At 67.3% G+C, this 17,786-nt stretch carries 16 protein-coding genes, 4 pseudogenes and 1 other annotated feature; of the genes and pseudogenes, 15 read left to right on the top strand and 5 right to left on the bottom strand.

Translation table 11 applies throughout. The features are described from left to right. Positions 1 to 378: 378 nt before the first annotated feature. The 11 genes and pseudogenes from ilvC to G4Q83_RS16650 all read left to right on the top strand — a co-directional run. Positions 379 to 1,386, top strand: coding sequence for a ketol-acid reductoisomerase (gene ilvC / locus G4Q83_RS16700; RefSeq protein ID WP_128421738.1), 1,008 nt, complete (start codon positions 379 to 381; stop codon positions 1,384 to 1,386). Positions 1,387 to 1,429: 43 nt separating this feature from the next. Continuing rightward, on the top strand, positions 1,430 to 3,151 hold the full coding sequence (ilvG, locus tag G4Q83_RS16695; protein WP_128421739.1) for an acetolactate synthase 2 catalytic subunit: 1,722 nt from the start codon (positions 1,430 to 1,432) through the stop codon (positions 3,149 to 3,151). Continuing rightward, positions 3,135 to 3,383 carry an ACT domain-containing protein gene (locus G4Q83_RS16690; RefSeq protein ID WP_128421740.1) on the top strand — a complete coding sequence of 83 codons (249 nt, stop codon included), beginning with the start codon at positions 3,135 to 3,137 and terminating at the stop codon, positions 3,381 to 3,383. The genes ilvG and G4Q83_RS16690 overlap by 17 nt, the downstream gene beginning before the upstream one ends. A 195-nt stretch (positions 3,384 to 3,578) precedes the next feature. Continuing rightward, entirely contained in the window at positions 3,579 to 4,685 is a 1,107-nt protein-coding gene (locus G4Q83_RS16685; RefSeq protein WP_185817242.1) for a threonine dehydratase, read from the top strand. Next, positions 4,682 to 6,241: a 2-isopropylmalate synthase gene (locus G4Q83_RS16680; protein ID WP_128421833.1), complete on the top strand. Its 1,560-nt coding sequence runs from the start codon at positions 4,682 to 4,684 to the stop codon at positions 6,239 to 6,241. The genes G4Q83_RS16685 and G4Q83_RS16680 overlap by 4 nt, the downstream gene beginning before the upstream one ends. A gap of 4 nt (positions 6,242 to 6,245) precedes the next feature. After that, positions 6,246 to 7,028 (top strand): class I SAM-dependent methyltransferase, encoded by a 783-nt coding sequence (locus G4Q83_RS16675; RefSeq protein ID WP_128421834.1) that lies wholly within the window; start codon positions 6,246 to 6,248, stop codon positions 7,026 to 7,028. A 36-nt stretch (positions 7,029 to 7,064) separates the two neighbouring features. After that, positions 7,065 to 8,480: a 3-isopropylmalate dehydratase large subunit gene (gene leuC, locus G4Q83_RS16670; protein ID WP_128421835.1), complete on the top strand. Its 1,416-nt coding sequence runs from the start codon at positions 7,065 to 7,067 to the stop codon at positions 8,478 to 8,480. Further along, positions 8,480 to 8,623 (top strand): hypothetical protein, encoded by a 144-nt coding sequence (locus G4Q83_RS16665; RefSeq protein ID WP_170069208.1) that lies wholly within the window; start codon positions 8,480 to 8,482, stop codon positions 8,621 to 8,623. The genes leuC and G4Q83_RS16665 overlap by 1 nt, the downstream gene beginning before the upstream one ends. Beyond that, positions 8,623 to 9,201 carry a 3-isopropylmalate dehydratase small subunit gene (leuD, locus tag G4Q83_RS16660; protein ID WP_128421836.1) on the top strand — a complete coding sequence of 193 codons (579 nt, stop codon included), beginning with the start codon at positions 8,623 to 8,625 and terminating at the stop codon, positions 9,199 to 9,201. Before G4Q83_RS16665 ends, leuD begins: the two co-directional genes overlap by 1 nt. Continuing rightward, positions 9,191 to 10,270 carry a 3-isopropylmalate dehydrogenase gene (gene leuB, locus G4Q83_RS16655; protein WP_128421837.1) on the top strand — a complete coding sequence of 360 codons (1,080 nt, stop codon included), beginning with the start codon at positions 9,191 to 9,193 and terminating at the stop codon, positions 10,268 to 10,270. Before leuD ends, leuB begins: the two co-directional genes overlap by 11 nt. 69 nt (positions 10,271 to 10,339) lie before the next feature. Next, a pseudogene (locus G4Q83_RS16650) lies at positions 10,340 to 11,130 on the top strand (transposase); the annotation flags it as partial. Beyond that, positions 10,625 to 10,745, top strand: a sequence feature (AL1L pseudoknot). Its footprint overlaps the pseudogene before it by 121 nt. 48 nt (positions 11,131 to 11,178) lie before the next feature. Here the strand turns inward: G4Q83_RS16650 and G4Q83_RS23600 are convergent. After that, positions 11,179 to 11,938, bottom strand: a pseudogene (locus G4Q83_RS23600) (IS701 family transposase); the annotation flags it as partial. A gap of 228 nt (positions 11,939 to 12,166) precedes the next feature. Between G4Q83_RS23600 and G4Q83_RS16640 the strand changes: the two are divergent. The 4 genes from G4Q83_RS16640 (at position 12,167) to G4Q83_RS24775 (ending at position 14,379) form a co-directional block, all read left to right on the top strand. Further along, positions 12,167 to 12,349, top strand: a complete 183-nt coding sequence (locus G4Q83_RS16640; protein ID WP_128421755.1) for a hypothetical protein — start codon at positions 12,167 to 12,169, stop codon at positions 12,347 to 12,349. 609 nt (positions 12,350 to 12,958) lie between these two features. After that, positions 12,959 to 13,900, top strand: a complete 942-nt coding sequence (locus G4Q83_RS16635) for a CgnE/CgnB domain-containing protein (RefSeq protein ID WP_128421751.1) — start codon at positions 12,959 to 12,961, stop codon at positions 13,898 to 13,900. Then, the gene (locus G4Q83_RS16630) at positions 13,890 to 14,180 is read left to right on the top strand and encodes a PqqD family protein (protein ID WP_170069207.1); all 291 of its coding nucleotides are present in this window, start codon (positions 13,890 to 13,892) and stop codon (positions 14,178 to 14,180) included. Before G4Q83_RS16635 ends, G4Q83_RS16630 begins: the two co-directional genes overlap by 11 nt. A 22-nt stretch (positions 14,181 to 14,202) precedes the next feature. Continuing rightward, positions 14,203 to 14,379 (top strand): hypothetical protein, encoded by a 177-nt coding sequence (locus G4Q83_RS24775; protein WP_425480340.1) that lies wholly within the window; start codon positions 14,203 to 14,205, stop codon positions 14,377 to 14,379. A 137-nt stretch (positions 14,380 to 14,516) separates the two neighbouring features. Here the strand turns inward: G4Q83_RS24775 and G4Q83_RS23595 are convergent. From G4Q83_RS23595 to G4Q83_RS16615, 4 genes and pseudogenes are all read right to left on the bottom strand, one after another. Beyond that, positions 14,517 to 14,684: pseudogene (locus G4Q83_RS23595) on the bottom strand (peptidoglycan-binding domain-containing protein); the annotation flags it as partial. Positions 14,685 to 14,729: 45 nt separating this feature from the next. After that, positions 14,730 to 15,745 (bottom strand): IS3 family transposase gene (locus G4Q83_RS16625; protein ID WP_386273600.1). Its coding sequence is split into 2 segments (ribosomal slippage): positions 14,730 to 15,547 and positions 15,547 to 15,745, totalling 1,017 coding nucleotides; the frame shifts between segments, so codons are not numbered across the junction. Between the two features lie 425 nt (positions 15,746 to 16,170). After that, positions 16,171 to 16,740 carry a flavodoxin family protein gene (locus G4Q83_RS16620; protein WP_128421753.1) on the bottom strand — a complete coding sequence of 190 codons (570 nt, stop codon included), beginning with the start codon at positions 16,738 to 16,740 and terminating at the stop codon, positions 16,171 to 16,173. Positions 16,741 to 16,902: 162 nt separating this feature from the next. Then, positions 16,903 to 17,773: pseudogene (locus tag G4Q83_RS16615) on the bottom strand (LysR family transcriptional regulator); the annotation flags it as partial. Positions 17,774 to 17,786 lie beyond the last annotated feature (13 nt).

The raw sequence follows: 17,786 nt of genomic DNA, 5'->3' as shown, positions 1-17,786 counted from the left end.
GCCGGCATACCGTTTCAGGCGTAACGATGCAGTGCTGGCGCGGTTTTCGGCACATTCGCCGCGGCGCGCCCGGACCAGGGTTGACAGCCCTGCCGAGCCCATGGTTACCTCGCCGCATGTTGCAGCGCCACACCAGCCAGAAGCCGACCCGCCTGCCCGCCGCCGCGTTGCGCGCGGATGCCGCTGCGTCGCTGCTCGTACTCGTGCTTATTACCTCGACCACAAGTGCGGGACGAACCGGCATGTAAGCGACAAGCAGCCTCGATTCGATCAGACCCCGCACCGGCAACGGCGCGGGGTTTTTCATTTTGGTAACCGCGAAAACTTTAAGTCACCGCGAAACGCCCCTACCCACACCCTCCCGAGGAAATCCGCCCCATGACCAGTTCCGTCCAACCCACCACCAAGATCGCCATCGTCGGTTATGGCAGCCAGGGCCGCGCGCACGCGCTGAACCTGCGCGAGTCCGGCTTCGACGTCACCGTCGGCCTGCGCGCGGGCGGCCCGACCGAAGCCAAGGCGCAGGCCGACGGCTTCGTGGTGAAGCGCCCCGCCGAGGCGGTCAAGGACGCCGACCTGGTCGCGGTGCTGGCCCCGGACATGGTGCAGAAGACGCTGTACGACGAGGTGCTGGCGCCGAACATGAAGCAGGGCGCCTGCCTGCTGTTCGCGCACGGGCTGAACGTGCATTTCGACATGATCAAGCCGCGCGCCGACCTGGACGTGGTGCTGGTCGCGCCCAAGGGTCCGGGCGCGCTGGTGCGCCGCGAGTACGAGATCGGCCGCGGCGTGCCGTGCATCTGGGCGGTGTACCAGGACTGCAGCGGCAAGGCCGAGCAGTTCGCGCTCGCGTACGCCGCCGGCCTGGGCGGCGCCCGCGCCAACCTGATCCAGACCACCTTCAAGGAAGAGACCGAGACCGACCTGTTCGGCGAGCAGGCGGTGCTGTGCGGCGGCGCCTCCTCGCTGGTCCAGGCCGGCTTCGAAGTGCTGGTGGAAGCCGGCTACCAGCCGGAAATCGCCTACTACGAGGTGCTGCACGAACTGAAGCTGATCGTGGACCTGTTCTACGAAGGCGGCATCGCCCGCATGCTCGAATTCGTCTCCGAGACCGCGCAGTACGGCGACTACGTCAGCGGCCCACGGGTCATCGACGCCGCCACCAAGCAGCGCATGCGCGACGTGCTGACCGACATCCAGAACGGTACCTTCACCAAGAACTGGGTCGCCGAGTACGACGCCGGCCTGCCGAACTACAGCAAGTTCAAGCAGGCCGACCTGGAGCACCCGATCGAAGTGGTCGGCAAGCAGTTGCGCGCCAAGATGGTCTGGCTGAACGACCAAGCCGCCGCCAAGCCGACCGCGACCGGCCAGCAGGCCGCGTAACCCGCCCTTCCCCCACCCGTTTCCACCGAAAGGTCGCCACCGTATGAACTCCTCCGCTCACGGCACGCCCGGCAACGGCGCGCGCTGGCTGACGCAGGCCCTGGAAGCCGAAGGCGTGGACACGCTGTTCGGCTATCCGGGCGGCACCATCATGCCGTTCTACGACGCGCTGGTAGACAGCCAGCTCAAGCACATCCTGGTCCGCCACGAGCAGGGCGCGGCGCTGGCCGCCAACGGCTACGCCCGCGCCAGCGGGCGGGTCGGGGTCTGCGTCGCCACGTCCGGCCCGGGCGCCTCCAACCTGGTCACCGGCATCGCCGACGCGATGCTGGACTCGGTGCCGATGATCTGCCTGACCGGGCAGGTCGCCACACCGCTGCTGGGCACCGACGCGTTCCAGGAACTGGACGTGTTCGGGCTGACCCTGCCGATCGTCAAGCACAGCTTCCTGGTGCGCCGCGTGGAAGACCTGCCGCAGGTGGTGCGCGACGCGTTCCGCATCGCCCGCGAGGGGCGTCCGGGGCCGGTGCTGATCGACCTGCCCAAGGACGTGCAGCTGGCCGACGCCTCGCAGCTGCCCGAGCATGTGCCGGCCGCGGTGCCGGCGCCGCCGGCGCCGTCCGCCGCGGCGCTGGCCGAGGCGCTGGCGGCGATCGCCGGCGCCGACAAGCCGGTGATCTACGGCGGCGGCGGCATCGCCCTGGCCGACGCGGTGGACGCGTTCGGCCAGTTCGTGGACGCCACCCGCATTCCCACCGTGCTGACCCTGCGCGGGCTCGGTGCGCTGCCGCACGGGCATCCGCACTACCTGGGCATGCTCGGCATGCACGGCACCCGCGCCGCCAACATGGCGGTGCAGGAATCGGACCTGCTGATCGTGGTCGGTGCGCGCTTCGACGACCGCGCCACCGGCAAGCTGGCCGAGTTCGCCCCGTTCGCGCGCGTCATCCATCTGGACGCCGATGCCTGCGAGATATCCAAGCTGCGCCATGCCGACATCGCCGTGCCCGGCGACGTGGCCGGGGCGCTGCGCGCGCTGAGCGCGGCCACCATCACCTGCGAGGCCTGGCACGCGCGCTGCGTCGGCCATCGCGAGAAGTTCGGCGCCCGCTACGACGCGCCGGGCGAGGACATCTACGCGCCCGGCCTGCTGAAGCGGCTGAGCGAGCTGGCTCCGGCCGACACGGTGATCGCCTGCGACGTCGGCCAGCATCAGATGTGGGTGGCCCAGCATTGCCGCTTCAACCACCCGCGCAACCACCTGACCAGCGGCGCGCTGGGCACGATGGGCTTCGGCCTGCCGGCGGCGATGGGCGCGCAGTTCGCCTGCCCCGATCGCACCGTGGTGCTGGTCAGCGGCGACGGCAGTTTCATGATGAACGTGCAGGAGCTGGTCACCATCGCGCGCTGCCGGCTGCCGGTGAAGATCGTGCTGCTGGACAACAGTTCGTTGGGCATGGTGCGGCAGTGGCAGGAGCTGTTCTTCGCCGAGCGCTACAGCGCCATCGACCTGTCCGACAACCCGGACTTCGCCGCGCTGGCGCAGGTGTTCGGCATCCCGGCCAAGCGCATCACCGCGCGCGGCCAGGTCGAGGACGGCCTGGCCGACCTGCTGGCGCAGCCGGGCCCGGCGCTGCTGCACGTGGCCATCGACGCGCGCGCCAACGTGTGGCCGCTGGTGCCGCCGAACACCGCCAACAGCACCATGCTGGAGAGCAACCCCGCGACCCAGCGCCAGGAGATCCCCCATGCGATACCAGCTTGACCTGGTGCTGAAGCCGGCCGAAGGCGCCTTGCTGCGCGCGATCGGCATGGCCGAGCGCCGCGGCTTCGCGCCGCTGTCGATCACCGGCGCGCCGGTGGCCGACGACGCCGGCCGCTGGCACCTGCAGATGGTGGTCGACGGCAGCCGCCCCGGCGAGAGCCTGCGCCTGCAGATGGAGAAGGTGTACGACTGCGAGTCGGTGCGGGTCACCGCGCTGGATGGGACGCCATGAACAGGTCGGGACTTGGGACTCGGGACCCGGGACTCGTGGGCGGCGCTGGCAGCTCCCTGGTCTCGGGCTTCATGCCGGCCGTGCGGCAGCGCCGCGCGACGGCGCGGAGGCGCCTTCTTCCACGGAGGAGTCTTCTTCGCGCCCACCCGCTTTCCGGGTCCCGAGTCCCGAGTCCCGAGTCCCGGCGGCAGCCCCATGCCTGACCGCGGCCGTCCCGCCCCCAAGGAACCGGACGTAGGCGACGTAGCGGTCAGCGTCGCCGACGTGCTGGCCGCGCAGGCGCGGCTGCGCCGCTACCTGCCGCCGACGCCGCTGCACTACGCCGAGCGCTTCGGCGTGTGGCTGAAGCTGGAGAACCTGCAGCGCACCGGATCCTACAAGGTGCGCGGCGCGCTGAATGCGCTGCTGGCCGGGCTGGAGCGCGGCGACGAGCGCACCATCATCTGCGCCTCGGCCGGCAACCACGCGCAGGGCGTGGCCTGGGCGGCGCATCGGCTGGGCGCGCAGGCGATCACGGTGATGCCGCACGGCGCGCCGCAGACCAAGATCGCCGGCGTCGCGCACTGGGGCGCCACCGTGCGCCAGCACGGCAACAGCTACGACGAGGCCTACGGCTTCGCCCGCGACCTGGCCGAGCAGAACGGCTACCGCTTCCTGTCCGCGTTCGACGACCCGGACGTGATCGCCGGCCAGGGCACGGTCGGCATCGAGCTGGCCGCGCACGCCCCGGACGTGGTGATCGTGCCGATCGGCGGCGGCGGCCTGGCCGCCGGGGTGGCCCTGGCGCTGCGCTCGCAGGGCGTGCGCATCGTCGGCGCGCAGGTCGAGGGCGTGGATTCGATGGCGCGGGCGATCCGCGGCGATCTCCGCGCGATCGACCCGTTGCCCACCCTGGCCGACGGCGTCAAGGTTAAAATCCCCGGGTTCGTCACCCGCCGGCTGTGCGCCAGCCTACTCGACGACGTGGTGATCGTGCGCGAGGCGGAACTGCGCGAAACGCTGGTCCGCCTGGCGCTGGAGGAGCACGTCATCGCCGAGGGCGCCGGCGCGCTGGCCCTGGCGGCCGGCCGCCGCGTCGCCGGCAAGCGCAAGTGCGCGGTGGTGTCCGGTGGCAACATCGACGCCGGCATGCTGGCGACGCTGCTGTCGGAGGTGCGCCCGCGCGCGCCGCGCAAGCCGCGCCGCCGCAGTGCCGAGCGACTTCGCAACCAACGTGCCGCCGCCCCGCCCGCTCCCGCCCGCCCCGCTTCCCCGCTCCCCCATCCGCCAGCCACCGCCGCCGTAGAGGAAACCATCTGGTGAACACTTCTGCTTCTTCCCAGACCCCCCGCATCCGCATCTTCGACACCACCCTGCGCGACGGCGAGCAATCCCCCGGCTGCAGCATGACCCCGCCGCAGAAGCTGGTCATGGCGCGCGCCCTGGCCGAGCTGGGCGTGGACGTCATCGAGACCGGCTTCCCGGCCAGCTCGCAATCCGACCGCGAGGCGATGGCGCTGATCGGCCGCGAACTGCGCGAGCCGACCCTGGCGGTGCTGTCGCGCTGCCTGGCCACCGACATCCAGACCTCGGCGCGTGCGCTGGAGGCGGCGGCCAGGCCGCGCCTGCACGTGTTCCTGTCGACCAGCCCGCTGCACCGCGAACACAAGCTGCGGATGAGCCGCGAGCAGGTGCTGGAATCGGTCCGCAAGCACGTGTCGCTGGCGCGCCAGTACGTGGACGACGTGGAGTTCTCGGCCGAGGACGCCACCCGCACCGAAGAGAATTTCCTGGCCGAGGTGACCACGGTGGCGATCGCCGCCGGCGCCACCACCATCAACTTGCCCGACACGGTCGGCTTCACCACCCCGGAAGAGATCCGCGGCCTGTTCGCGCGGCTGATCGCCAGCGTGCCCGGCGCCGAGCGGGTGATCTTCAGCACCCACTGCCACAACGACCTGGGCCTGGCCGTGGCCAACTCGCTGGCCGCGGTGGAAGGCGGCGCGCGGCAGGTGGAATGCACCATCAACGGCATCGGCGAGCGCGCCGGCAACTGCGCGCTGGAAGAGATCGCGATGGCGCTGAAGGTGCGCAACGCGTTCTACGCGATCGACACCGCGATCAACACCCAGCGCATCGTCGCCAGCTCGCAGCTGCTGCAGCGGCTGGTCGGCATGCCGGTGCAGCGCAACAAGGCGATCGTCGGCGGCAACGCCTTCGCCCACGAGTCGGGCATCCACCAGCACGGCATGCTGCGCCACCGCGGCACCTACGAGATCATGCGCCCGGAAGACGTGGGCTGGGAGTCCTCGCAGATGGTGCTGGGCCGCCACAGCGGCCGCGCCGCGGTCGAGCAGCGCCTGCGCGCGCTGGGCTACGTGCTGGAAGAAGCCGAACTGAACCTGGCGTTCGACACGTTCAAGGCGCTGTGCGAACAGCAACGCGTGGTCAACGACGCCGACCTGCAGGCGATGATGCAGGACGCGCCGGAAAGCCAGGGCTACCGGCTGTCGTCGATGACCGTCAGCGACCGCGGCCAGCGCGCCAGCGCACAGGTCGAGCTGTCCGATCCGGACGGCCAGCGGGTCAGCGAGCGCGCCGAAGGCGACGGCCCGGTGGATGCGCTGTTCGCCGCGCTGGCCGCGGCCACCGGCGTGCAGCTGACCCTGGACAGCTACCAGGTGCACAGCGTCGGCATCGGCGCCGACGCGCGCGGCGAGGCCAGCCTCAGCGTGCGCCACGGCGAGACCGAATACGACGGCAGCGGCACCAGCCGCGACATCATTGAGGCCAGCGCGCTGGCCTGGCTGGATGTGGCCAATCGCGTGCTGCGCCAGCGCCAGGGCGCGCAGGCCGGCGCCGCCACCGCCGCCGCCTGACGCCATGAGCGCGAGCATCGTGCCCGCCGCCGGCCAGTGCTGGAACGCGCAGGGCTATGCCGACGACGCCGGCTTCGTGCCGGCGCTGGGCGCGCCGGTGCTGGATCTGCTGGCACCGCAGCCGGGCGAACGGATCCTCGACCTAGGCTGCGGCGACGGCGTGCTGACCGCCAGGCTGGCCGCCAGCGGCGCCGACGTCCTCGGCGTGGACGCCTCGCCGGAGTTGGTCGCCGCCGCACGCGCACGCGGAGTGGAGGCGCAGGTGCTGGACGGCCACGCGCTGGCGTTCGAGCCGCGCTTCGATGCGGTGTTCAGCAACGCCGCGCTGCACTGGATGCGCGAGCCGGACCGGGTGCTGGACGGCGTACGCCGCGCACTGCGCCCGGGCGGGCGCTTCGTCGGCGAATTCGGCGGCCACGGCAACGTGGCGGCGATCGTCACCGCGCTGCATGCGGCGCGGCGCCTGCATGGCGTGCCGGCGCCGGCGTTCGCCTGGTTCTTTCCCAGCGCCGACGCCTATGCGCAGCGCCTGCAGGCGCACGGCTTCCAGGTCACGCAGATCGCACTGCTGCCGCGGCCCACGCCGCTGCCGACCGGCATGGTCGGCTGGCTGCGCACCTTCGCCGATCCGTTCCTGATCGGCGTGGACGCAGCGACGCGGCAGGACGTACTCGCCACCGCCGTCGCATTGCTGGCGCCGACGCTGTGCGACGATCGCGGCCGCTGGAGCGCCGACTACGTCCGCCTGCGTTTCCACGCCATTTTGTCGGCCCAGGCCCACGCCTGAGCCCGCTCGTTCCAGACCCACGCAAGGTTATCGGCAATGAACCCAGCCCCCCGCACCCTGTACGACAAACTGTGGGACGCGCACGTCGTCGTCCCCGAAAGCGGCACCGCTCCGGCGGTGCTGTACATCGACCTGCACCTGATCCACGAAGTGACTTCGCCGCAGGCGTTCACCGAACTGAAGTCGCGCGGCCTGACGCCGCGCCGGCCCGACCGCACCAAGGCGACGATGGACCATTCCACGCCGACCCTGCCGCGCGGCGCCGACGGCAAGCTGCCTTACTACACCAAGGCCTCCGAGGCGCAGGTGGACATGCTCGCGCGCAACTGCGCCGACTACGGCATCGAGCTGTTCGACATGGCCTCGGACGACCGCGGCATCGTGCACGTGATCGCGCCCGAGCAGGGCTTCACCCAGCCCGGCATGACCATCGTCTGCGGCGACAGCCACACCTCCACACATGGCGCATTCGGAGCATTGGCGTTCGGCATCGGCACCAGCGAGGTCGGCCACGTACTGGCCACCCAATGCCTGCTGCAGCGCAAGGCCAGGACCATGGCGATCACCGTCGACGGGCCGCTGGCGCCGGGCGTCGGCGCCAAGGACGTGATCCTGCACATCATCGGCGTGATCGGGGTCAACGGCGGCACCGGCCACGTGCTCGAGTACCGCGGCTCCACCATCGAGGCCATGGACATGGAGCAGCGCATGACCCTGTGCAACATGTCGATCGAGGCCGGCGCGCGCGCCGGCATGGTCGCCCCGGACCAGGTCACCTTCGACTGGATGGCGAACACGCCGCGCGGGCCGAAGGGCACCGACCTCGACGCCGCCGTGCAACGCTGGTCGCAGCTGCGCAGCGATGCGGGCGCGCGCTTCGACGTGGACGTGCGCATCGACGCGCGCGACATCCGCCCGACCCTGACCTGGGGCACCCACCCGGGCACCGCGATCGCGGTGGACCTGCCGATTCCGGCAGCGCAGGACGCGGCCGCGCAGAAGGGCCTGGACTACATGCACTTGGCCTCCGGCCACGCCCTGATCGGCACGCCGGTGGACGTGGTGTTCGTCGGCTCCTGCACCAACGGCCGGCTCAGCGACATGCGCGAAGTGGCGCAGGTGCTGCGCGGCCGCCGCGTCGCGCCGAACGTGCGCATGCTGGTGGTGCCGGGGTCGGAGATCGTCAAGCGCCAGGCCGAAGCCGAAGGCATCCACGAGGTGGTGCGCGCCGCCGGCGCCGAATGGCGCGAATCCGGCTGTTCGATGTGCATCGCGATGAACGGCGACCTGGTCGCGCCGGGCCAGCTGGCGGTGAGCACCAGCAACCGCAATTTCGAGGGCCGCCAGGGTCCCGGCTCGCGCACCCTGCTGGCCTCGCCGATGACCGCGGCCTGGGCCGCGGTGAACGGCAAGGTCAGCGACCCGCGCACGCTGTTCGCGGAGGTCGCGTGATGGTGCCGCACATCGCCGCGTTCGCGGCCACGCTGACCTTCGTCGCCGCCACCACCCGCGCCTTCGCCCATCGCGGCAAGCCGCTGCTGCCGCCGTCCGGCGCCGCCGCCGACCCCGCCACCGTGTCCCAGGAGGCCTGCTGATGGCCGGATTCGCCGCCCTCACCTCGGCCAGCGTGGTGCTGCGCCAGACCAACATCGACACCGACCAGATCATCCCGGCGCGGTTCCTGTCCACCACCGAGCGCGCCGGCCTCGGCCGCAACGCGTTCAACGACTGGCGCTGGCAGGCCGACGGCGCGCCGAACCCGGAATTCGCGTTCAACCAGGCACACAACGCCGGCCGCCAGATCCTGCTGGCCGGGCGCAACTTCGGCTGTGGCTCCTCGCGCGAGCATGCGCCGTGGGCGCTGACCGACCTGGGCCTGCGCGCCATCGTCAGCAGCGAGATCGCCGACATCTTCCGCAACAACAGCCTCAAGAACGGGCTGCTGCCGATCGTGCTGGACGAGGCCGACGTGCAGACCCTGATGCAGCGCCCGGACGACGCGCTGACCGTGGACCTGGCCGCGCGCGAACTGCGCACGCCCGACGGCCGCGTCTACGCCTTCCCGCTCGACGCGTTCTCGCAGACCTGCCTGCTCGAAGGCGTCGACGAACTCGGCTACCTGCTGCTGCGCCAACCCGCCATCGAACAGTACGAGGCCGCCCATGCACGCTGACATCGTCGTCCTGCCCGGCGACGGCATCGGCCCCGAGGTCACCGCCGCCGCGGTCTCGGTGCTGCGCACCATCGCCCGCCGCTACCAGCACACCTTCGAATTCCACGAACACGACATCGGCGGCATCGCCATCGACCGCCATGGCGAACCGCTGCCGGCGGCGACGCTGGCCGCCTGCCAGCGGGCCGATGCGGTGCTGCTGGGCGCAGTCGGCGGGCCAAAATGGTCCGACCCCAACACCAGGATCCGTCCCGAGCAGGGCCTGCTGGCGATCCGCCGCGGCCTGGGCCTGTTCGCCAACCTGCGCCCGGTCAAGCCGCATCCGGCGGCGCTGGACGCCTCGCCGATCAAGCCGCACCTGCTCGTCGGCGTGGACATCGTGGTGGTGCGCGAACTGACCGGCGGCATCTACTTCGGCGACAAGACCCGCAGCGCCACCGAGGCCAGCGACCTGTGCCGCTACAGCGTCGAGGAAATCGAGCGGGTGCTGCGCAGCGCGTTCCGCCTGGCGCGGCAGCGCCGCAACCACGTCACCTCGGTGGACAAGGCCAACGTGCTGGAGACCTCGCGACTGTGGCGCGACGTGGCCGCGCGCATCGGCCGCGACGAGTTCCCGGACGTGCGCCTGGAGCACCAACTGGTCGATTCGATGGCCATGCACCTGCTGGCCAAGCCGCGCGAATACGACGTGATCGTCACCGAGAACATGTTCGGCGACATCCTCACCGACGAGGCCTCGATGCTGGCCGGCTCGCTGGGCCTGCTGCCGTCGGCGTCGCTGGGCGAAGGCCGGATCGGCCTGTACGAGCCGATCCACGGCTCGGCCCCGGACATCGCGGGCAAGGGCATCGCCAACCCCTACGCGACCATCCTCAGCGCCGCGCTGCTGCTGCGCCACTCACTGGGATTGAACGCCGAAGCCGAAGCGATCGAGCAAGCGGTGGACGCCGCGCTCAACGCACAGGCGTTCACCTCCGATCTGGCTGCGCCCGGCCACGGTATTTCCACCAACGCCGCGGCGCGCGCGGTGGTGGCGCACGATGCAGTCGCGGCTGCGATCCAAGAGTAAGCCCCCGCAAAGCCGGGGGTGAACCGCCGCGGGATTCCAGGAGGCTCCAACTGTTGAGAGGATGGCGTCATGAGCAAGCCAGTGAAGTATTCCCCCGGACGTGCGGGGGCGGTCGGCGCCGATGGTGCTGGAGCGCCAGGACAGGCACGGCTCGCCGTGGGCGGCGATCGAATCGATGGCCGGGAAGATCGGTTGCACGGCCGAGACGTTGCGCTGGTGGGTGCGCCGAGCCGAGCGTGACCAAGGCCAAGGGCTGCGGCCTGGCCTGACGGCGCAGGCGCGGGCGCGGATGAAGGCGCTGGAGCGCCAGGTCCAGGAGCTGCGGCAGGCCAACGGGATCCTGCGCAAGGCATCGGCGTCTTTCGCCCAGGCGGAGCTGGACCGCCGCTTCACGCCATGACCGGGTTCGTCGCCGCGCATCGCGATGCCGACGGGGTCGAGCCGATCTGCCGGGGACTTCGTGCTCGATGCGCTGGAGCAGGCCGCGCAGGCCCGGGCGCGGGTCGGAAACCAGGCACTGATCCATCACCGCGACCGCGGCGTGCAATACGTCGGCATTGGCGACAGCGAACGGCCGACCGAGGCCAGGATCGCGCCGTCGGTGGGCCGCGTCGGTGACAGCTGCGAGCGCGAAGCCTGCCCTGGGGCACACCGCGCTGGCCGAGACGATCAACGGTCTGTACAAGGCCGGGGTGATCCACCGCAGGACGTGGGGCAACCGCGAGCAGGTGGAACCGGCCGCGCTGGATGGGGTGCACGGGTACAACCACAAACGACGGCTGGGGCCGATCGGGCACAGCCGGCCGGCAGAAGCCGAAGCGGCTTACCCTCGGCAGCAAGCCGGTCGGGCCGAGGCGGCCGGACTCAAACCGAACGGCCTCCAGAAAAGCCGGGGCGGTTCACCCCGCAGGACGGCCTTTGCCTTTCCATGGCGCCGGCGGTTCGGGCGTGATGCCCGGTGGCCAGACCTTCACGCGCGAAACGATGCCGACCGCGTCGTCCAGCGTCAAGGCTGCCAACGCATCGCGCCAGGCGGTGTTGCTGCCATAAGCCGCATCGGCCGGCACCGTGCCGCGCCACACCGGCGGCATCGGCCGCTTTCATCTGCGCCAGCGCCAGCTCCGGCTTGGTGGCAAACGCCACGTCTTCGGGAACTCCCGCCTTCTCCCGCCGGGCCGTCGCGGCGGCCCAGGTCTCGGGCAGGTACAGGCCGAAGGCGATGGGCGCCCTCGCCACCGGCCTCGCCAGCGACACGCTCACCGCCACCTGGCAATTGTCCTGCTTGCCAAGCTCACCGCCGCACTACTGGCGGGCCACCCCGACCGAATGCCGCCCCTTCATTGCGAAAACCGGTGTCGTCCACGATCCAGTACACCTCGCCCTTCAAGTCCATCCGCCACGACACGTACTCCCGTACCCGTGCCAACACGGCTTCATCGGACCATTGCGACTTGGCCACACGAAGTTGTACAAGGCTCGATGCCGGGGGCGCGCACCCGCAGCGGATCCAGATGCGCGGCCAACGACTCCACGCTCTTGCGCTCCAGCGGCAGCATCAACCCACTGCAATCGCCGCGCAATCCTGGCCTCACGATCGGCATGGCCCAGTGCGGCGCACAATTCATCCAGATAGGCTGAAAAACGAGTCGCGTTGCTGCTTGCCACCATGACGATCCGGTCGCTTCGTAGTTCCGTATAGGGCAACTCATTTATGGCACAGTTAAGGCCAGATCGATAGGCGCTCTCAGTTGGAGTCGATAAATCGATCAACTTCAAGAATTGCGATCACTGATTTTGACATGGAAATCAATTGACAAGTAACAGGGAAAAGCCTAGCTTAAGATCGTGATCAGATCGATAGTAGATCACGTCCTCAACTTATGAGGTATAAAAATGATGAATCACAGCCATGCCGCTGAGCAGCAGAAAACGCTATTCCAGCCATCGTTGGTTGGAGATCTCGACTCTCCGAGCATCACTTTGCTTGGCTCTCTCGATGATGATCGGGGAACTGGCGGAATGAAGCTTGAGGCCGAAAATCCAAAGCCGTTCCTGGCAATTATCTACACGGGAATTTAGTTTTCAGGCCATCGGTCTTACCAGTCGACGTCAATCTCAAGGTTGGCGTCGATTGTTTTCCCTGATTAGCGCTGAGTTTCAGCCAGCTTTCAGGCATGGGTCGCTTGCGGTGCAACTTGTCCGAAGCTTCCTATCGTTTCAGCCTCAGGCTCTAGCCTGCGCGAAGTGCTGCCGCGACTTTCCGCAGCCGTGATGCGCTTCCAGCCTGGATTGTGGCCAGTCCAGTACTGCGAGGGACTCGCAGAGGGGCTCGCAATTCCTGCGGCTGAGGGTCGGGGCTAATCGGATTGTTTTTTGCATCTGAATTACCAGGCTTGATGATATTTAAGATTTCAATCCTCCAAGTTAGTTGGAAAGTAAAAAAATGGCAAGACGCATCTGGGTCGCAGAGGGTTTTTCTAGCGATGGACACATATACGGCCGTGCTTTGCAACTGCCCACCGGGGATGTGCGCAATCGTTTTGCGTCATTGAGCAGTGGAAGCGATGTGCAGCGCATGCAAGCTGTAGTTCTCAAGACGCACTTGGGCGACATACCTTCATGTCCGTGCCTTGATGTCCCGTCGCCTCAGGGGCATGATGATGAATAATCCGGCCTCAGAGGTAACTCATGCATGATGGATTGAAAAAAAACCTTAATCAGATTTTTGCGAATGACAATGCTGTTATCGTCACGGACGATCAAGTGCTTGCAGATTGGCTCGTAACGTCCGAAGTACAAACGGTAACCTTTGATGAGTTACTGCGCGATACCAGCAACGTCCCGCCAAAAGCTCTCGCAATCCCCTTGGATTGGGAGCGTCTTCCTTCCCGCCAGTTATTGCGCGAGATGTTTTCTGCTTCTAGCGTACTGTGGATGCCGCTGGCATCTTTTTCTTCCGATGTGGATACGGCAAAATATGCCGTAGAGCGGTTCTCGGAAGTTGATGTCGCTGAGGCCGTGAGCATGAATCGTCGGGTCCTGACTCAACTTCTTTTGGCTCGAGAGGTGGTCACTCTGTCAGGACCCGATACAATGTTGAAGTTGCGTCTGTCGGAAGACCTTCAACTCCTTTGCCGCACTCGTCTAGCGATGCTGCCCGATGAGCATGCGACTATTGGGAATTATTTCGAAGTGGCAATGTCGCCGACCGATCTTTCTGGTCATGTTGACACAGAGTTATCCATGTCAGGGGTGTTCCGCGTCGATGCTGTATTGGTGGCGAAGCACCGCGAGTTGAAATTTGAAAAAGCGGCTTCCTTTATTGCTGCGACCAAACTGGCTAAGGAAATCAGGCAGGCATGCCCCCTGCAGCTCTCGATTCGCGACAATCGGATTGTCGATGGCCTCGGTCCTTGGATGGGTAGCCTCTATGCCCTGAGCGGACCTGGTTATACGGCTATAACGGAAGTCGCTGTAGGCACAGGAATATTGCCACTAAGTCGCGTGAACTGGGATCTCAATTGCTTACTCAACGAAGGCGCGTGTGGCATCCATATAGGAATTGGCAATGGTCTAAACGGTATGCATTTCGACTTCATATCAATGGAGGCGCATCTTGATGGAATATGACACGTCATTCGAGTCTCAAAGAACGATGCAACTCATCAGTGCTGTTCACCTGCAGCCAGAGGAGGATGGCGGAGCTATCGTCATTGACGATCGTACCTTGACGGCAGCCTACATCAATAAGGCCGCTTATGTCATTCTTCAGGCGCTTCATCAACCATGCACCAAAGAACATCTGGTTGTGACACTTGCCGAAGCAGCCAATTGCGATTTAGAAGATGCTGCGGCACCTGTCATTAAACTGATAGATGAACTCACAGAACTGGGCTGGTTGAGTTCCTGAGCAATGGGGCGGCACAGATCTCCTGCGGTTCCTGCGGGCCATCAAGACCAGTGTGCCCGCCGAGTTGGACGTGCATCTGGTGATGGACAATTACGGCACGCACAAGACGCCTTCGATCAACGCCTGGTTTGCTCGGCATCCTCGCTTGCAAGTGCACTTCGCGCCGACATGCAAGTTGGGCGCTGGTTCGCAACGCTGACCCACAAGTACATCCGCCGCTCCGCGACGCGAGGCACATTGCGATAGCACGCCCGATCGAAGACCGAACCGCCACCGGCTGTCGTCCGACATCGCTGTCGGCGGCAACCGATGCCGGCGACGCCGATCAGCGGGTCGGCGACTGCGTCTGGCCTGGGTGCGCTGCTGGTCCTGGGTCTGCTGCTCCTGCGTCTGGCGCCGGGTCTCGGCCGCCAGTTGCTGTTGGCTCTGCTCCAGCGTCACCATCGCGGCATGCTGCTTGTCCACGTAGGCGCGATTCACGGCGTGCGGATTGTTCGGATTGCGCCGACGTCCCCCCGTCTTCAGTAGCGGTCCGGTTTGAGTCCGCAATTACTGTAACTGCTTTGCATAGGCAGCGGGCATCAGCCCGCCCAGCATTTTCTTCGGTCGCTCCTCGTTGTATTCGCGGCGCCAGTTTTCGATCGCCGTGCGGGCGTGCAGAAGGCTGGGAGACCAGTGTTCATTGAGGCATTCGTCGCGAAGGCGGCCGTTGAACGATTCGATATACGCGTTCTGGTTCGGCTTGCCGGGTTCGATAAGTCTTAGTTGCACGCCGCGTTCGTGCGCCCAGGCGACCATCGCCTTGCCGCAGAACTCCTTTTCGTTGTCGCTACGAATCACCCTCGGCAGCCCGCGCGTGACGGCTAGGCGATCCATGACACGCGTCACGCCTATGCCCGAGATGGCTCGCTCGATTCCGATGGCGACGGCCTCATGCGTTGCGTCGTCGACGATCGTCAGGCATTTGATGACGCGTCCTTCCGCTGTGCGATCGAACACAAAATCGATGGACCAAACCACGTTCGCCGTGTCCGGGCGACCCAGTGGCTGCCTTTCGGCCGGAGGGACTTTCTTTCGCTTGCGCCGACGCACCTGGAGGCTGGCTTCCTGATACAAGCGCTCGACCCGTTTGTAATTTACGACATGTGCCGCCTGGCGAATTTTTAAGCAGATCATCCCGACGCCGTAGCGTTTATGGCGATTGGCCAACGCACAGATTATTTTGCGCAGCTCGACGTTACGGTCGGGCCGCGGTTCGTAGCGATAGGCGCTTGCGCTCATGCCGGCAATCGTCAGCGAGCGGCGCTCGCTCAGTTCCCGGCCGACCAAGTAGCGCACCAGCTCACGCCGGTCCGGTGCGCGCACCATTTTTTTCGCAGGGCTTCCTTGACGACCTCATTTTCCAGAAGCTGCTCGGCCAGCAGCTTCTTCAGGCGGCCGTTCTCCAACTTCAGGTCCTTCAGCCGCTTAGCCTCCGGCACGCTCATGCCGCCGAACTTGCTTCGCCAGAAAGAGTACGATGCCTCGCTGAAGCCGTGCTTGCGGCACAGGTCCTTGACCGGCATGCCTGCCTCTACCTCACGCAGCAAGCCAATGATCTGTTCTTCGGAAAAACGCCTCTTCACGTCCAATCTCCTTCTCGCGGGGGATTGAACTCGAAACCGGGGCGCTACTCAAAATCGGGGGGACGTCGAGCCGCGGACATTGTCCGTCCTGCAGCCTTTGACTGGTCTGTCGCGCAAGACGATTTTCGCCGCCGCCGCGCCTGGACCTGCAGGCTGCTCCGCACTGGCAGCGACTTGCGTGCGGAAGTGGAGGGCCCGCTGTCGGCGCACGGCGCGGCAAGACCATTGTGGCCCTGCGGGCGGCGTGCGCCGGCGTGGGCGGCGCATCTGGTCGAGGCGACGGTGGCCGTTCGCAGCGGCGCCGGCTCGGTAGGCCGGCGCCGCCGCGCAGGAGGCGGCTGCCGCTGCGCCGCCAGGGATGCGACTCAGCCCTTGAATCTGCCGGCGAACTCTGCCACGCGCTTGCCGAGCAGCCTGGCGGTTTCCAGGTCGCCGGCGCGCGGCGCTTCCTCCGGCGAGGCATCCGAGGGCGAGATCGCCAGCGCGCCGCCCGAACCGGCGGTCCAGTTCACGTCGGCCGGGCCGTGCGCCTTGGTGTTGGCCGGCAGCAGGCCGGTGCCGACCCAGATCTGGCCGTGCTGCTGCGACAGGGTCCAGAAGTATTCGATGGTGGCGAACTTGTCGCCGTTGATCGAGGCCGAGTTGGTGAAGCCGGCGGCGATCTTGTCTTTCCACGCCTGCGAGAACCATGGCTTGGAGCTGGCATCAGCGAATTTCTTGAACTGCCAGGCCGGGCCGCCCATGTAGGTCGGACTGCCGTAGACGATCGCATCGGCCTGGCCGATCGCCTCCCAGGCGGCGTCGGCCAGGTTGCCGTCCTGGTCGATCCGGTACAACGTGGCCTCGCCGACGCTGGCGGCGCCGGCGTGCACGGTCTCGGCTTGTTTGGCGGTGTGGCCATAGCCGCTGAAATAGACGATCGCGATCTTGCTCATGGGTGGACTCCTGGAACGAGGGAAGGGGCCAAGCGCGGGCATTGTGCGCATGCGCCGCCGCCTGGATCAGCGCCACGCGCGGGATGTTGTGTCCGACCGGTGCCTGCGCTGCGCCGGCCCGGCATCCCGGTTCAAGGCGCCGCCGCCGCGCCGCTCGTGCTCGATGCCGACCTTGGCCAGGTAGTCGATGCAGCTGCGCACCTTCGGCGCCAGGTGGCTGCGGCCGGCATAGACCGCGTAGACGCCGATCGGCGCGAGCTGGTGGTGGGCAGCTCGCGCACCAGGCGGCCGTCCTGCAGCGCCTCTTGCACGATGAAGTCCGGCTGCAGGACCATGCCCATGCCGGCCACGGCGGCCTCGCGCAGCACGTCGCCGCTGTTGGCGTGCAGGCCGCCGCGCACCCGCTCCCGGGTCTTGCCGTCGCCGCCGTGCAAGAAGATCTTGTCGAGCGGCATGTAGCTGTCGGTCAGGAACGCGTGGCCGCGATGTCGGCGGCCAGGCGCGGCGTGCCGGCGTGGCGAAGGTAGGTCGGCGCGGCGTACAGATGGATCTGCGCTTGGCCGAGCTCGCGCGCGATCAGCGCCGGCGTGACCTGGAGGGTGATGCGGATCGCCATGTCCTAGCCTTCCTCGACGAGGTCCACCATCCGATCCGGCAGCGACAGGTCCGGCGTCACCTGCGGATAGCACGCCCGGTAGCCGGTCAGGCGCGGGCCGAGCCGGGCGATGCCGACGTTGAAGGGCGCGTTGATCCGCAGCGTGCCGGACCGCGTCAGCGCCTGCTCGCCGGCCGCCGTCTCCATGTCGTCGAATTCGGCCAGCAGCACCTGGCAGCGTTGGTAATAGGCGGCGCCGACGCTGCGCTGGCTGACCCGGCCGGTGGTGCGGTTGAGCAGCCGCAAGCCCAGCGGCTTCTCCAGCCACGCCACCTGTCGGGTGACGCTGGCGGTGGACATGCCCATCGCGGCGTCGGCGTTGAAGCCGTTGTGATCGACCACGGTGACGGACACGCGCATCGTCTCCAGTGTGTCCATCGTTTCGTTTCCG

It is taken from the genome of Xanthomonas theicola, from assembly GCF_014236795.1.
Classification (GTDB): domain Bacteria; phylum Pseudomonadota; class Gammaproteobacteria; order Xanthomonadales; family Xanthomonadaceae; genus Xanthomonas_A; species Xanthomonas_A theicola.
The sequence above is the reverse complement of the archived record's forward strand: the minus strand, read 5'-3'. Positions and strand labels throughout refer to the sequence as shown.